Origin of the sequence: Ruminococcus sp. J1101004sp1_RTP21198st1_B9_RTP21198_201120, assembly GCF_040924245.1 — a bacterium.
Taxonomy (GTDB): Bacteria; Bacillota; Clostridia; order Lachnospirales; family Lachnospiraceae; genus Blautia_A; species Blautia_A faecis.
The window spans coordinates 19,626-35,998 of the sequence record NZ_JBCOMI010000021.1; the positions used below are offsets into that span (position 1 = coordinate 19,626).

The following is a 16,373-nucleotide window of genomic DNA, read 5'->3' on the forward strand; positions in this document are numbered from 1 at the left end:
CTCATCAAAAAAAGACGACTTTATAATTGAGAACATTTTTGAGGAGGGGAATATCATAGACGATAAAAAAATCATAGAACTCTATTTTGAAAGAAACGAGCAGGCAATTAAAGAAACAGATATAAAATATGGAAAACTTTGTCATAAAATTGCCTATAATATCCTAAATAACCTCCAGGATTCGGAAGAGTGTGTGAATGACACATATTTAGGAGTGTGGAACAAAATTCCACCTACAAGGCCGGATAACTTTAAGGCTTATATTTCCAAAATTGTCAGAAGTATTTCCATAGATAAATTTAGAAAACAAAAAGCTAAAAAACGATCCGCTGATATGGTTATGGCATTGGATGAACTTGCAGATATACTGCCAGATGAAAGGTATGCTCCGAGCAGGAATGACGAAGAGATTGGAAAATCAATCAGTATTTTTCTTAATAAACAAAAAGAAGTGGTCCGGAGAGTGTTTCTTCTAAAATATTTTTATTTTGAATCTAACATAGCTATTGCAGAGAGATGTGGTTTTACTGAACGCAAAGTAACACATATGCTGGCTCACACCGGAGCCCAATTAAAAGAATATCTGATCAAGGAGGAAATCTATCTATGAACATACCCAAAATTGCAGATGCCATTGGTTATATTGATAATGAGCTTATCACTGCTACACTGGAAGCACCGCCAAAGAAAAGGCATAATCCTGTAATGAAATGGATGACGGCTGCGGCTTGTCTTACCCTATTTGTAATCGCAGGTATTTTGATTCCGCATCTTTTAAAGAATGACGCAACAGCTGAAAGCAAATATAAATATCATGTTTCTAAAACAGAACGAGCCATAGAATGGTCATGGAAATACAAGACTGCAGCTGAAAAGTATCCTGCTATTAAGTTAAATGGAAAACAGTTTACCGTAAAAAGCCAGAATCCAATCCACACAGATACACTAGGGGATGAGATTGGCTCCTGTATAGCAGAAGGCCTTGATCTTGATACCGAAAAAAAATATACGGAAACATTTGAGGTGTGGAAGATTCATGGAATATCAGAAGAACTGATGATTGCTGCAGGGAATGAAGACGGATTTTATGTTTATGCAGCTGATGAAAGCACTGCTCCAGATACTTTAGGAAAGTTGCTGGAACTGTATGGTCTTTCTCAAAATATAGAGTTAAACTACGTGACAAAATGTGAGAATTATGAGGAAAAAGAGGAACTTTTGCTAGATAATGATGATGAGATCTGGCAGATTCTTGCGGGTCGCAGTGATGCAAAACTTGATAATACAAGTGATTTCTTTGAAAGAGAGAACCGTATTTATCTCGCTTTCACCGCAACCTCGAAAACGCTGGGTGTTTATAACCGGGTGATCTACATTTCTGAAGACGGCTATTTCGCAACCAATATTTTAGACTATGAATACAGCTATTTCATTGGAAAAGAAGCAGCAGGACAAATCATCCGTTACGTACAAAAGCATTCCACGGAAACAAAATCCAGCAGTAGTGTGCCAACCATATCCGGAACTGTCACGGAAATTGGAGATGGATATATGATCGTTGATAATACAGCTTTATGCAGGAGCCCCAAAGCCGGAAAAGAATATAAGGTATATACAGATGATATAAGGGTAAAAAGATGGATTGAAAGTGGAGAGATCAAGACAGGAGATCTTGTAGCGGTTGAATATGAAGGGGAAATTTCCGGTAGCTGCGAGGTAACAGGAGCATATTCCATATTTACAGGAACGCTTGAAGAAAATGATATTCTAACTAAGGAATAATAAAAACAGGAAAAGGAAGGATACTGGCTTGAATGCGAAACGAATTTATTTGATAAAGATTGCCCCGGTTGTTTTATTGGCAGGCACTGCTTACTGGCTCCTGGGTTCTGATTTCTTTGCATTTTTAACCTGGTGGGAGATGCTGTTTCTGTTGGGACTGGTATTTATGCCGGTAACATCCAGGATGTTTCGAGGATTTGATGATAACGGCTGGATGTTTTCCAAGGTACTGGCGGTTGCGGTATGCGGATATGTACAATGGCTACTGGCTTGTCTGAAGATCTCTCCATTTACAGGAATCACCTGTGTGATCCTCACGGTTATCTGCTGCCTTGGAAGTCTTTTATATGGAATCAAATGTAAGAACAGGTTCCCGGATTCACTTCCATGGGAACAGGCAGCCCTGGTCTACCGGGAAGAGATTCTGTTTTTCCTGGTGTTCCTTTTCTGGACATATCTGGCCGGATTCCATCCAGCAGCCCATGGGACGGAAAAATATATGGATTTTGGTTTCATGCAGGCCATGATGAGAAGTACCACTCTGCCAGCCCAGGATATGTGGTATGCCGGAAAGCCCTTTAATTATTATTATGGCGGACAGTATCTTGCCGTATTCCTTACGAAGCTGACCGGAACAAATGTAGAGGTCACTTATAATCTGATGAGGACCATGGTTGCTGCTTTTGCCTTTCTTCTTCCTTTTAGTCTGGTGCGTCAGATGCTAAAAGACAAATTAAAGACTGGGAGAAAATGGTCTTTCTGTCTTGGCGGTATTCTGGCAGGGATGGCAGTGTCCATGAGTGGAAATCTCCACTATATTATTTATGGGATCATCCTCAGGCTCCTGAAAATAAAAACAGATTACTGGTTCCCAAGTTCTACCCGCTATATCGGCTTTGATCCGGCTGTGACCGGGGATGAGACGATCCATGAGTTTCCATCTTATTCTTTTGTTCTGGGAGATCTTCATGCCCATGTGATCAATGTCTTTCTGGTCCTGACGGTACTGGGAATCCTTTATTCCTGGATAAAGACAAACTCAGGAAAAAGCTGGAGGCAGAGAGAAATCGGACTCCTTGGGCTGCTTCTTGGAATGTTCCTTTTTTCTAATACATGGGATTTTATGATCTACTACGTTGTAATCTGCGGAACATTGCTCTTTGGAAATCTGAAACGTTATTCCTCTGGCTCTTGTATAAGCCAGGCTTTGAAATGGAGTGTGATACAGTGGATTGAACTGCTGGCGGCTGCGTTTCTTGCATCTCTCCCATTTCATCTGACTTTTGAAAATGTAATGGTCCAGGGAATTGGAATTGTAAAAATACATACCGCTTTTTACCAGTTTTCTGTATTATGGGCATTCCCGCTTCTGGTTTGCGTGCCATTTGTTATCGGGATTCTGAGACGCATAGGAACATTTCCAGAGAAAAAATTTCGGAGCTTTTTTAGCAATATAAAGTATTCGGATCTGTATGGTCTGGTTCTTGTACTTTGTGCTATAGGGCTGATTTTTATTCCTGAGTTTGTTTATGTACGGGACATTTATGAAAAAACAGCCCCAAGAGCTAACACTATGTTCAAGCTCACTTATCAGGCGTATATCATGTTTGGGATTATGATGGCGTATATATTGGTATTCTTTACAGTAAACAGGATAAAAAGATGCAATGGCGCTGACAGTACTGTCATGTGTAAAGGGCTTCTGAGGTGTCCAAGGCTTCAGTCCCTGACAGGGATCATTGCGATCCTTGTTCTGATCTCAACCTGCGGCTACCTGGAAAATGCGATCACCCATTGGTTTACCGGATTCCCGAAAAGAAATGCATATCAGACACTAAATGCAACAAATTATCTGGAAACTGCAATTTCCGATGACGCCGCCGCGATCCGCTGGCTGAATGATAACGTCGAGGGCCAGCCTATCATTCTGGAAGCCAGCGGTGACAGTTACCAGGATTATGATAACCGTGTTTCTGCAATGACAGGACTGCCAACGGTTTTAGGCTGGTATGTGCATGAATGGCTGTGGAGAAATGATCTGGAAGAAGAAAACCAGAGAAAAGAGGACGTACAGACCATATACACTTCAAGCAACGCTGATCAAATAAAATCTTTGATAGAAAAGTATAAGATTTCTTATTTATTCATCGGAAGCTGTGAGTATGAGAAATATGGAGAAATCAATAGCGAACTCTTAGCTTCGATAGGAAAAGTTGTTTTTCGACAGAGTGAGACAACGATAATTGAAGTTTCCAATGGGACGATGACTGAATGACACATATTTAGGAATATGGAACAAAATCCACCTACACAGTCAGTCAATTTTAGGGCTCATGTTGCTAAAGTTGCCAGAAATGATTTCTATAGATACCTCAAGGTATCTAAAAAGCAAAAAAGCGGTCAGCTAAAGTAATTATCGCACTAGATAAATTTACGAGCATATTGCCGAATGAAAAGTATGCTTCTGACAGAAACGATGAAGAGATTAGAAAATTGGTCAGTCTTTTTTTCGGAAACAAAAGGTGAGCCAAAGAATATTCGTTCTAAAATATTTTTATTTCGAATCAAACAGAGACATTGCAGAAAAATATGGTTACACTGAACGTGAAGCAAAAATTTAGGTTGAATTCTAAGTAGCCTTTTTTCTTGTTTACAAAAATTATAGTCTTGCAATCTATATGGGAAGGATTATAATTAAAGTATCCAAAAAATGGGAGAAGGTGACTATATGCGTAGAAGAGAACTTTCAACTATATTAAAAGAATTTGAGCGAGATATGAGAAACATTTTTAAAGATGATTTTCGTATGGTTCGCTTATATGGCTCTTATGCAAGGGGTGATTATAACCAGAATTCAGACATAGATGTAATGGTTTTGGTAAATACTCCTGTGGATAAAATAAACTCATTTTATGATCAGGTTTCAGATTGCGCATTCGAATATCTTATGAAATACAGGGTAGATATTTCACCAGTTATAAAAAATATAGATCATTTTAACTATTGGAAGAATGATCTTCCTTATTATTATAATGTAGAACAGGAGGGGATCGTAGTTAATGGATAATGAAAAACGACAAGCTCTTTCTGTATACCGCATGGAACAAGCGGAAGAAACTCTGACAGCTGCTAAAATGTGCCTGGAATATCATCTATATAAGGACTGTATTAACCGTTCTTATTATGTTGCCTTTTATGCAGTAAAGGCTGTGCTGGCCATTGAAGGAGTAGACTTTAAAAGACATAAAGATGCTGTAGCATATTTTAACAAAATGTACGTAGCATCAGGAAAGGTATCAAGAGAAGTAGGAAAAAGGCTGGGAAGGATTAAAACAGTCCGAGAAGATAGCGATTACAGTGAATTCTACATCGCATCAGCAGAGGATGCTGCTAAACAATATGAGTCTGCTTGCTTTATCTTGGAAGAAATAAAAAAATACCTTCCAACCATGATTTAAGACAAAATTATCTCAATTTATTTATCCGGACGTATTGCATACAGTATATTTCCAGAATCCCAAAGTATGTTTAGCGAAAAAGAAATTTTTGAAATGTATAGTGTTTCCACTGCACTATACATTTTTTATTTATTGTTCTTTTTCCTTTACACAAAAATACACATAGGAGAAGCAAAACAATGCAAGAAAAAAGAACGTAAGCGATGAATAACCCACCGTTTAGACAGTTTTCTTTTTTCATGAGATAATTCTCTCATGGAGTGGAACTTCTATACATCTTCTATGTGACTTTACTATTCGGACTATTTTACTTCACATCATTAAGGTCCTGTGTAAAAAAACACTCCAAATAATTCTTATAATTAGGGAGTGATTTACTTTGAAAAGACATCCGCGCCGATCTGATGAGGAATGGCTAAATATTATTCATGAGTGCCGTACCAGCGGTCTTTCGGATAAAATCTGGTGCGAAGAGCATCATATCCAGCCAAGCAAGTTTTATTATCATATACGCCGCCTGCGGGCCAAGGCATGTGAAATCACGGAACGGGAGGATACGCTTCCCCAGAAACAGGAAGTTGTTCCGGTTTCTTTCGCAGAGCAGAAATTCTGTATCCTGCCAACCTAAACAGCAGGTGGAGAGGGGATTCATCCTGATACTGTCATCACAATCCGGATGAACGGAATCCAGCTTGATATCTCAAACAGGGCAGCCAGGGAAACGATCGCAAATACATTCTCTGCGCTGCGGGCATTATGTTAGACGACATCTCCGGTGTATCAAAAATTTTCCTGATCACCGGAAGGACCGACATGAGAAAGAGCTTCGATGGTTTGATGGCGATCATCCGCAACATCTATCAGTTGGATCCATACGCCAATGCTGTCTATCTGTTCTGCGGAAGGGACAGCCGTAAAATCAAAGCCCTTTACTTTGACAAAACAGGATTCGTCCTGATGCAGAAAAGGCTGGATGGAATCGGACGTTTCCAGTGGCCGAGGAATGCTTCTGAAGCAAGGCTTCTTTCCAGGCAGGAATTCCGGTGGCTTATGGAAGGCCTTTCCATCGACCAGCCAAAGGCAATCAGGGTCAGTGGGCGGAAGAAGGATTTTTAACCTTTGTGAAAAACAGAGATTTTATAAATTTTTATTTCTGTTTCAGGTCAAAGACAATGGGCATTTATCCACCGTCCTCTTCCTGCGGTTTTTGGATTTGTGGATGTTCCCACTCCAGGTACGGCTCTGATTTTTTATCTGTGGATAACTTTCCTAAAAAAAAGCAAAGTGGCATGATATTTACAGCTTTTTGCCTTTTTCAGGAAAGTTATCCCCCGTCATAATGACGAAGCGAAAATCCGGCTGGTTTGCGGTTATCTTTCTTTTCCTTTATAATAAAGATAAAAAAGAAAAGGACGGATAAAGCCAATGCCTGTAAATCCTGAGGATATGATCCAGCTGCTTATGAAAACAAATGCGGACCAGGAAGAATGCCTGAAAGAAAAGGACCAGACGATCTCTGATCTGCGTGCCACTGTTGAGGAACTCCGCAACACGGTGACAGATCTTAGAAGTACCATTGCAAACCTGAATGAAACCCTGGATGAGTTTAAGAGAAAGCTTTTTTGGTACTTCCAGCGAAAAAGTAAAGCAGGAAAGATCCGTGGATCTGTCTGCACAGGGTACAGACCCAGAAGAAACTGTCGTGGTCAAAGAACATAAACGTACCAGAAAAAAGAAATCCGTACGTGATGATCTGTACGCTTTGCTCCCCATCCGGGATATCAAATGTGACGTACCAGAATCGGAACGTTTTTGCCCGGACTGTGATGCACCTATGGAACACCTGGGGTACAAAACTGTCCGTGAGGAACTGAGGATCACCCCTGCGAAAGTAGAACGTGTCAGGTATCTTCAGGAAACCCTGGTCTGTCCGGTTTGCCGTGAAGGGGATGATACAACGATCAGGGCTACCAAAACACCAGCTGCCCTACTTGCGCATAGTCCTGCATCACCGGATATGGTGGCAATGGTCATGTACCAGAAAAGCTGTCTGTACCTTCCCTTCTACCGCCAGGAAAAAGACTGGTCTCAGAAAGGAGTCCCTCTTCCAAGGTATTCCAGAGCACACTGGTACAACTACTGTGCTCTGGAATACCTTGCCCCTGTATATGAAGCACTTCACCAGAAGCTTTTAGACCGGGAAGTGATCCATGCGGATGAGGTACCATGCCAGGTCCTTCATGAAGAAGGGAAGGACCTGGCATGGTACCTCAAAATCTTATATGTGGATCTATCTGAGTGGAAGCGATGGGCTTCCGGGGATCGTGCTTTACGATTACCGACCCGGCAGAGGCGGGGAAAACCCGATCGAATTCCTGTCCGGATTCAAAGGGCTGCTGCACTGTGACGGTTATTCCGCATATGGAAGGATTGAAGATGTGGTTCTGGTATGCTGCCTGGCACACTGCCGCAGGAAGTTTTATGAAGATGTCCCGACAGGACGTCGGAAAAAGCTGAAGCTTCTGGATATCAATTCAGAAGAGGAACTAAAAGAGCCTTCTTCCGGAATGTCAGATGACAACGGCCTTCTTCCGGCAGAAAAAGGAGTAGCTTTCTGCAACCGTCTGTTTTTCCTGGAACGCTGCTATAAGGAACTGCCTGCAGAGGAACGGAAACAGAAACGCCAGGAAAAGGAACCGGAAATATGGAATGAATTCTGGTCATGGCTGGGAAGCCTGAATCCGACAGGCGGAAGCAAACTTGAAAAAGCAGTAAACTATGCCTTCAACCACAAAGAAACACTGATGAACTATCTTCTTGATGGAAGATGTGAGATTTCAAACAACGCAGCGGAACGGAGGGCAAAGTCTTACGCAACAGCGAGGAAAAACTTTCTGTTTCATGATACAGTTGACGGTGCAAATGCAAGCGCAATCGTCATGAGCCTGATTGAAACAGCCACGGCAAACAACCTGAACATTTATCAATATCTCTATACACTCTTGCTGTATATGCCGGACTATAAAAATGAGCCCGCAGGCATAAAGCAGCTGATGCCGTGGAGTGAATTCATAAAGGAAAATTGTTCAGGAATAACAGATACAGAAAAAATACTGCCGGAAAATCGAGGGGACCTTCCTATCTGAGGTCTCCTGGAAGTCGTACACGGGTGGTTATTCATCGCTTACTCTATTTTATTCCAGCGAATATTTCCGTTAGCATCAAGATTTGTGAACCTGTTCATATCGAAAATGCGAAAGCTGCTGTTCTGCATTCCACATGGCAGCGTACTTTCCGTCCTTTGCTAACAATTCTTTGTGCGTACCAGCTTCGGTGATCCGACCATCGGAAACCACCAGAATCTGATCGGCATTTTTTACTATGGACAGGGTATGTGCGATCATCACCACGGTTTTTTTCTCTTTCAGCAGGTTTGCAATCGCCTGTTTTACCGCCAGCTCATTCTCAATGTCTAGGGAGGCCGTTGCCTCGTCAAGCAGCAGGATTGGGCTGTTTTTCAAAATGGCACGTGCTATGGAAAGGCGCTGACGTTCACCGCCAGACAGGAGATTACCATTTTCCCCAATCGGCGTATCATAACCTTTCTCCATCTTGCGGATAAAGCCGTCACAGTTTGCCTCCCGGCAGGCCGCTTCAATTTCTGCGTCCGTAGCATCCGGGCGGGCATGGCGGATATTCTCCCGCACTGTATCATCAAACAGGAACACATCCTGATCCACCATAGAAATCTGGTCTAATACCCGTTCCGCAGCTACATGATTGATTGGTCTGCCCCCTATGGAAATCGTGCCGCCAGATACTTCATAGTATTTTGCAATCAGGTTCAGGATGGTAGACTTGCCGGAGCCGGAATCCCCCACAATGGCGGTCAGCTTCTGATTCGGCACAGTAAAGGAAGCCTGTTTTAACACCGGTTCCCCGGGAACATAAGAAAAGTCCACATGGTCAAATACAATCTCATGGGAGGCTGCCTGCAACGACTTCATGCTGCCAGTTTCTTCCGGTTCCTTCATCACAGCCATGATTTTATTTTTCGAGATCATCAGATTCTTATAGCTGGTGAGGTCTACAAAAATGGAATTTGCCAGCTTTGCACAGAACAAAGGCAGCATACAAATCAAAAGATAGGACACGGTATCTAAAGTTCCGGCTGCCCAGGGGCCATAGACCGTCCAGATCACAACCGGACAGGACAGCCAGCTCAAAATACCGAATCCCGCACCAATCGGGAGAACCTTTGCTTCATACACAAAGCTGATCCTGCTAAACTCCTGCATGGCATGGATCACGGTTTTGTTTTTCAGACCGCCAACGCCATAGGCCCGGAAAGTCTGGATACCGGATACATACTCCACAATGCTGCTGACATTCTCCGCACAAATATCGTTCTTCTCTTTTCCATATTTCGCTACCTGCCGGAAGGAAAGCCATAATCCTGGAATCAAAAGCAAGTCAGCAGTCAGTAGAATCAATCCGGCAGGAAAGTAAATCGTCATCACAAAAACGATCAGCATCAGCGACAAGGCAAAATTCTTTGCAATGTCCCCAATCTTATGCGTCAGAATTTTTTCATAATTATTTACATCACTGGTAATTGTATTGATATAATCGCCAGTCTGCCCCCTCGTAAACCGGGAGAGCGGGATACGTTTGAGATGGTCGCCCATAAACAGGCGGATATTTTTACTGACTCTGGCACCGCCGATCTGTGCTTTGGTATAGCCATAGCTGTATATCAAAATGCGGAACAGGAAGATGACAGCGATAATACCCGTTAGTGCCAGTACACGATTCATGTCAAACTGACCATCCCATAAAAACCGCATGACGGAATAAAGCAGCATGAACAAACTGCCAGAGAGCACCCCCTCCAGAACCGTCCCGGCAACACCAATATAAAAATCCCTGTTCTTCTTCCATACGTTATTCGGATTCATTCTGCCCGCCTCCTTCCAGTTGATAAGTAATTCCCCGCGCTGTTTCGTAGTCCTCCCATGCTTTCTGATAGTAAGCGTTCTCTTTCCGTACTTTCTCATGGGTGCCGACGTTGGTAATTGTATGGTTCTCTACCACAGCCACACGGTCGCACATTTTCAGGGCGCTCAGCCTGTGCGCTACCACAATGACCGTCCTGCCTTTACAGAGGTTCTGGATGGCCTTATCAATTTCCATCTGATTTTCCGGGTCAGAGGCGCTTGTCGCTTCGTCCAGGATCAGGATGGGGGCATTTTTCAGAATTGCCCTTGCAATGGCGATCCGCTGTTTTTCTCCACCAGAGAAACGGGAGCCGAAACTGCCTACCTTTGTGTCATAACCATCTGGCAGTGACATGATGAAGTCATCAATCTGCGCCTCCCTGGCGGCAGCCCGTACTTCCTCCAGGCTGGCGTCTGAACCCATGCGGATGTTTTCCAGGACACTGTCACGGGTAAGGAATGTCTTTTGAAATACAATGGCAATATTCTTCAGAATGGTATCGTAGTTCAGTTCATTCACGTTGATACCGCCAATCAACACCTCCCCCTCCTGCACATCATAAAACCGGGAGATCAGTTCAATCACGGTACTCTTGCCCGCGCCGGACTGTCCCACAAGTGCCATGCGTTCCCCATCCCTGATCTTGAGGTTGACGCCTTGCAGGACATCCGTTTTCCCATCGTAGGAAAAACGTACATTCTTAAGTTCAATCTCATAGTTTTTCGGGAAGTCCTTTCCGCCTTCATAAACAGGAACATCCAATATTTCTTTTGTTTTGGTAATGGCGCCCAGGACATTCGCAAAGTTTGTCCCCAACTCCTGCAAAGGCCGAATCTCTGTCAGATACATGGAGCCGACATAGACGAACAGCAAAAAAGCACTGGCCGCCAGGGAGCCCTTCAGGAAGAACATTCCGCCCAAGGGAACCATCAGCAGCATCCCACATTCGATCAGAACCACAAAAGTTGCGTAAGGAGGTCCCATTCTCCGGGAGGTTTCATTCCACATGGCGTTTTCCTCCTGGATCGCGCCGGAAAATTTCTGGAACGACTTGCTCCCCATGTTGTACGCTTTAATCAGTTTCATACCGCTGATATACTCGATCATAACGGAATTGAGCGTTGTAATAGATCGGTTCGCCCGGTTCATCAAATCGTCCGTATTCCGAAACATAACCCCCATTACCACAACGGCCAGAATCAACGGCAACAGGGAAACCAGTGCCAATGGGATATTTACTGTCATTAAATAGATAAAAATCGCTACCGGCCCTACCATATAGCACACAAGGTCTGGAAGGTTATGAGCCAGGAACAACTCTAATTTTTCAATATCTTCATTCAGTACTGTTTTGATATCCCCGGTCCGCCTCTCATTCAGCGTACCAAGAGGAACTTTTGCCAGATGCTCCGCTACCATGCAGCGTACCTTGAACAAAGCGCCGTAAGCACCTTTATGAGCAGCCACGCCGGAACACCCAAATAAAACAAAGCGCAGAACCACAGAAACGGCAATCATCATGATCGTCTGTACGACAAGCTCGTTTGTGCAGATATGCTGGAAAGCGGCATCCATCACACGGTAAATCCCAATATACGGAACAATGATGCATAGGCCGCTTGCCATAGCCAGCAGAATTGCCAGTAGCAGCCAGATTTTTTGCTCACCAGCCCATTGAAGCAGCAATGTAATCCTGTTTTCCTTTTTCTGTTTCATCACTTCACATCTCCTTTCCCCCTGAAACAGAGAACAGTTCCCGGATCTTTGGGAGGAAATCCATCACAACAGGGATGTCATCCGGCATTTCCCCTTCATCAAAATGCAAGACACGTGAGCAGGTACGGCAGACAAATTCAAAATCATGGGTGACAATAAAAATGATTTTTCCCTGTTCGGATAACCGTTTGATCAATCCCGCCACCTGCGCCATGCTGTCAAAGTCCAGTCCGCTGGTGGGCTCGTCGAACACCAGCAAATCTTTTCCACAGATCATGCTGACTGCCACAGCCACCCGCTGCTTCTGTCCACCGGAAAGCGTGTTGGGATGGCGTTCCCGGTAGGTTGTAAGCCCCAGTTCCGCCATGGTTGTTTCTACTAAATCCTGATCCGGGTTTCGAATTCCGAAGGAACATTCTGCCTCCACACTTTCTGCAAACAATTCATAGTTCACATCCTGCATCACCATATAAGAGCGTTTCAGCCTCAACTTGTGTTCTAGCGGCTGACCATTCCAAAGGAACTCACCTTCACAGTCTTTATGAAGCCCGCACAGAGCACGGGAAAACGTGGTTTTTCCGGCTCCATTATGACCGACAACCCCAATGACTTCTCCCTTTGCGACAGAAAGAGCAATTTGGTGTAGAATCGTCCTCTTTTTATAACGCAGCTTAACATCACGGATTGCTAATGTAGGAGGGAGAACCGTAGGATGGGTGGCTGGAGGAAGAACCCTTGTCAGGTCAACTGCCCGCAGCCCCATGTGTTCCCGTTCGTTTTCCGTCAAACGGAGAAATTCCTCTGGCGTAAAAATCCTTGCTATTTCCCCATCTTCCAGATAAACAATGTGGTCTGCCAGCTCCATCAGATAATAGAGCCTGTGTTCCGCAATCAAAATGGTTTTGCCCTGGCTCTTTATCAGCCGCAGATGTTCTTTCAATTCCTGGATGGAAGCCATGTCCAGATTTGAGGATGGTTCGTCCAGCAGATAGATTTCCGGGTTCATGGCATAGACCGACGCAAACGCGATTTTCTGTTTTTCCCCGCCCGACAGTTCAAAAATATTTCGGTTCCGTAGCTTTTCAATATGCAAATCTTTTGTTGTCTGTTCTACCCGTTCCTCCAGTTCCTTTACCGGCCTGGCTTCATTTTCAATTCCAAAGGCAATCTCACTGTCCGTATCCACATTGAAAAACTGTGTCCGGGGATTTTGAAACACAGACCCCACCTTTGCAGCGATCTGATACATGGGCAGGTCACTGATTTCCTGTCCGTCCACTAGCACGCGCCCCTGAAGTTCTCCCTGGTAAAATTGTGGGATCAAACCGTTTACCAGCCTTGTGACCGTTGTTTTTCCGCACCCGCTGCGGCCACAGAACAAGACACATTCCCCGTCTGCAATTTTCAGGCTGATTCCATGCAGACTGTCATGCTCCTGTCCCTCATAAGAAAATGATACATTTTCAAACTCAATCACCTGATCACACCTCCCCGCTTACATAATTCAAAAATAAAGAAAGCAACCGCAATCAACATCGCCGTCCAATCTGCAATCCCGCATTTTATCTGGACAAGACAGGTCCGGGGATTGGGATTCTCGATCCCGCGGGTAACAGAAGCGATAGAAAGCTCGTCCGCTGCCTTGGAGGCCATCATCATCAGCGGAACATAGATACACTCTACTGTCATTCCCGGATGGGAAAGGAATCCGCCTAGGGAGGGCGATACGTCCCGCATCCGCATGGCGTCCTTGATAAAATGCCAGTCCTCCTGGACGGTTGGAATATAGCGCAGCATGACCGCAAATGTGATGACAAATTTTTTCGGGGCATGGATTCGGTTCATGGCGGATAAAAATTCGCTGACCTTTGTTGTAGACAAGACTATCCCTGCCAGCATCCCGCAGGCGTAAACCTTGTGAAATAGCCCAAGGAACGCAACAAACATGGTCTGCAGCGTCCCCATCATAGCCGCCATGATCCAGACTGTCAGTACACAGACTAACGCATAAAAGCATACCCCTTTTACGGCATATTTCCACTTTCCACAAAGCACTCCTAATACAGCAATCAGCAGGACAAGCGCAAACTGATAGGTAAGAGAAGGTGCGAACATGGAACTCAGTACACACATCAAAATAAGAAAGAGCTTGGCCCGCGGGTCAAGCCAAAGCCCTTTCTGGACGGTGTTACCCATCATGCTGTAATACCCGCTTTTTCGAACTGCTTCTTCAACATTTTGCAGCCTACAAATGCACTGATAGAAGCTGTTACAAGGAGAGCGGCAAACATGGCGATAAAGATTCCCGCATTTGCGGTCGTCTGCATGGTGTCGATATAACTTTGCTCGGTTCCATTTCCCAACATGGTCTGCGCCCACCCCTGGGGATCAGCAAAGAAAACAAGGTACGACCCTGTTCCGCCCAAGGAGAAAAGGATATAGGACAGACTGTTGATCTTCTTGCTCTTGTACTGCTTTGTACCGGCAACAAAATCAGCTACGACAGCCATAATGAGATAGCCCAACGCAAACGCCCAGTGCATACCAGTGACAAACCAGATAATGGCCATGATAACGCCCATGATCGTGACGCTCCAGCGTTTATGTACTTTTGCGATCATCAGCAGATAAATTGGTCCGGCAAGCAAAGCACTCCCGGCGGGCATGAAAAAGGTCAGCACCGGGTTGGTAGCAAAAAAGACGCCTCCTACCATGATGAATACGAACAGAAGCGCAGTAAAAATTCCCGTTGTTACTAAGTCCTTGACAGACAATCCTGCCTTTGCATTTACTTGATTACTCATATTTTTTCCTCCTGCTTTCAAGAACGGTTGACCTACCGTCTGAAATCTGTTATATTATGATTAGTTGCTGCTAACCACGGCCTATATCATACTAACTTTACGGGTGGGCTGCAATACATTACAGACACATTCGTCTTTTCGTTGCAAAACTCCGTCCAATCGTTGCAAAGGAGGCCGTCATTTGAACAATAACATTATTGCGGATTACTATGAGCCGCTTTTAACAGATAACCATTTTATCCCGGTAGATAGCAATAACCACTTCAATTCTGCCGGACAATGCTGGCAGTTATTGCCTGAATTTGGAGAAGGCTTTTACTGGGTCTATGCGAAAAAAGATCTGTACGACATTAAAATCCATGATTTTTATTTCCATGAGGATTTCTTCATGGAATTTCATTTGCCGGAAGCTCTGAGTATTACTCAGTATGAATCCATCTCCGGCGAAGAATTAAATCCTTACCGGCGGATGTCTGCCGGATGTATCAAAGCCTTTATTGGCGGCTATAAGCCATACAAGGCAATCATCCATAAAAAAATCCCCATCCGGTCTATTGGTATCGAAGTCATGCCTGCATACTATGAGGATTATTTGCAAAAACAATATCCGGGGGACTATATCAGCCCACTTGCAGCTTTCCGGCAGGTTGATCAGACCACAGACTTCCCGGCTATGGCAAAGCTGCTCCATGAGGTAAAGGTCTACCGTGGGGATGGGATTGCCGCAGGACTATTTTATGAAGCGAAAGTGGCTGAGGCCGTATCCCTTGTGGTGGAAGAACAGAAAAAAATTCTCTCCCGCAAGGAGAAACATCTATCCGACCAGGATATAGCACAATTGGAAAATGTGACTGCTTATCTCAATGACCACTATGCGTTTGATATCCCATTGGAGCGGCTTGCAAAAATCGCCTGTATGGGAACCACCAAGCTGAAAACATCTTTTAAGCAGCTGCAGGGCTGCACAATCACAGAGTATATTCAACAGCGCCGCATGAGCCAGGCAGAGCATTTGCTGATTGATACGGATTTCACGATAGGACAGATTGCGGAAATGATCGGCTACTCTACTTCTAGCCGGTTTGCGGAATTGTTTCGTAAGAGTACGGGACTCCTGCCCATTGAGTATCGGAAAATGGCTCAGCAAAAATAAATTCACAATGCAATGCCACGACAGATCACTCTATAACGGAGGTTCAGTCGTGGCATTTTTCTATTTTCCTTTTCGGATACAGCCATTTTACCATTTTCCAGATTGTAGTATTTAGTAGATAGAAAATAGAAGGTAAGGCTTCGATGGAAAGCACAGCAAGCGAATACACGCTTGCGATTTTTCGTATTTTCAGGTTTCTTGCCCGAAAATGAAGAATGCTTGTTAGGATTATCCCAAACTCTTATGAAGAACGGAGACAGTGCATGGCGAACCGAAAACGGAATATCTAGATGAATTTTTATGTCACGGAGGATGAAAAACGGCTCATAGATGAGCGGATAAGACTGCCACCGACTCGCTCTATCAGGCAGATAAGGACAGATTCTTTCCCACAGCACCGCATACATGCCAGTTTATACATATTCCTACAATGTCTGCTGCTACGAATATCTACCCTATGCC

16 protein-coding genes are annotated in these 16,373 nt (G+C 44.1%); 11 read left to right on the forward strand and 5 right to left on the reverse strand.

The genetic code is table 11. The features are described from left to right. From AB5618_RS14365 to AB5618_RS14410, 10 genes are all read left to right on the forward strand, one after another. Positions 1–610 (forward strand): RNA polymerase sigma factor (locus AB5618_RS14365; RefSeq protein WP_368366857.1); only part of this gene is annotated, 610 nt, incomplete at its 5' end. Then, positions 607–1,782: a hypothetical protein gene (locus AB5618_RS14370; RefSeq protein ID WP_148462668.1), complete on the forward strand. Its 1,176-nt coding sequence runs from the start codon at positions 607–609 to the stop codon at positions 1,780–1,782. The genes AB5618_RS14365 and AB5618_RS14370, both read left to right, overlap by 4 nt. Before the next feature lie 28 nt (positions 1,783–1,810). Then, entirely contained in the window at positions 1,811–4,057 is a 2,247-nt protein-coding gene (locus AB5618_RS14375) for a DUF2298 domain-containing protein (protein WP_148462667.1), read from the forward strand. Between the two features lie 453 nt (positions 4,058–4,510). Continuing rightward, complete coding sequence (locus AB5618_RS14380; protein ID WP_173736142.1) at positions 4,511–4,849, forward strand: nucleotidyltransferase family protein; 339 nt, start codon at positions 4,511–4,513, stop codon at positions 4,847–4,849. After that, complete coding sequence (locus tag AB5618_RS14385; RefSeq protein WP_148462665.1) at positions 4,842–5,240, forward strand: HEPN domain-containing protein; 399 nt, start codon at positions 4,842–4,844, stop codon at positions 5,238–5,240. Before AB5618_RS14380 ends, AB5618_RS14385 begins: the two co-directional genes overlap by 8 nt. Positions 5,241–5,619: 379 nt before the next feature. After that, positions 5,620–5,868 (forward strand): hypothetical protein, encoded by a 249-nt coding sequence (locus tag AB5618_RS14390; protein ID WP_243243702.1) that lies wholly within the window; start codon positions 5,620–5,622, stop codon positions 5,866–5,868. 128 nt (positions 5,869–5,996) lie between these two features. Then, positions 5,997–6,356, forward strand: coding sequence for an IS66 family insertion sequence element accessory protein TnpB (gene tnpB / locus AB5618_RS14395; RefSeq protein ID WP_148462664.1), 360 nt, complete (start codon positions 5,997–5,999; stop codon positions 6,354–6,356). A gap of 309 nt (positions 6,357–6,665) precedes the next feature. Beyond that, complete coding sequence (locus AB5618_RS14400; protein ID WP_243271375.1) at positions 6,666–6,959, forward strand: hypothetical protein; 294 nt, start codon at positions 6,666–6,668, stop codon at positions 6,957–6,959. Then, complete coding sequence (locus AB5618_RS14405; protein ID WP_272092323.1) at positions 6,901–7,647, forward strand: transposase; 747 nt, start codon at positions 6,901–6,903, stop codon at positions 7,645–7,647. The genes AB5618_RS14400 and AB5618_RS14405 overlap by 59 nt, the downstream gene beginning before the upstream one ends. Further along, entirely contained in the window at positions 7,535–8,386 is an 852-nt protein-coding gene (locus AB5618_RS14410; RefSeq protein WP_243880076.1) for an IS66 family transposase, read from the forward strand. The genes AB5618_RS14405 and AB5618_RS14410 overlap by 113 nt, the downstream gene beginning before the upstream one ends. Positions 8,387–8,461: 75 nt before the next feature. On the opposite strand, the gene AB5618_RS14415 is transcribed toward AB5618_RS14410, so the two are convergent. The 5 genes from AB5618_RS14415 to AB5618_RS14435 are packed head-to-tail and all read right to left on the reverse strand — an operon-like array spanning position 8,462 to position 14,758. Further along, positions 8,462–10,198, reverse strand: a complete 1,737-nt coding sequence (locus AB5618_RS14415; protein ID WP_148462663.1) for an ABC transporter ATP-binding protein — start codon at positions 10,196–10,198, stop codon at positions 8,462–8,464. Further along, on the reverse strand, positions 10,185–11,954 hold the full coding sequence (locus AB5618_RS14420; protein WP_148462662.1) for an ABC transporter ATP-binding protein: 1,770 nt from the start codon (positions 11,952–11,954) through the stop codon (positions 10,185–10,187). Before AB5618_RS14420 ends, AB5618_RS14415 begins: the two co-directional genes overlap by 14 nt. Before the next feature lie 4 nt (positions 11,955–11,958). Next, positions 11,959–13,431, reverse strand: a complete 1,473-nt coding sequence (locus AB5618_RS14425) for an ABC transporter ATP-binding protein (RefSeq protein WP_148462661.1) — start codon at positions 13,429–13,431, stop codon at positions 11,959–11,961. Beyond that, positions 13,428–14,153 (reverse strand): energy-coupling factor transporter transmembrane component T, encoded by a 726-nt coding sequence (locus tag AB5618_RS14430; RefSeq protein WP_148462660.1) that lies wholly within the window; start codon positions 14,151–14,153, stop codon positions 13,428–13,430. Before AB5618_RS14430 ends, AB5618_RS14425 begins: the two co-directional genes overlap by 4 nt. Beyond that, the gene (locus AB5618_RS14435) at positions 14,150–14,758 is read right to left on the reverse strand and encodes an MptD family putative ECF transporter S component (RefSeq protein WP_008688119.1); all 609 of its coding nucleotides are present in this window, start codon (positions 14,756–14,758) and stop codon (positions 14,150–14,152) included. The genes AB5618_RS14430 and AB5618_RS14435 overlap by 4 nt, the downstream gene beginning before the upstream one ends. A gap of 181 nt (positions 14,759–14,939) precedes the next feature. Between AB5618_RS14435 and AB5618_RS14440 the strand changes: the two genes are divergently transcribed. Continuing rightward, positions 14,940–15,911, forward strand: coding sequence for an AraC family transcriptional regulator (locus tag AB5618_RS14440; protein WP_148462659.1), 972 nt, complete (start codon positions 14,940–14,942; stop codon positions 15,909–15,911). Positions 15,912–16,373: the final 462 nt, after the last annotated feature.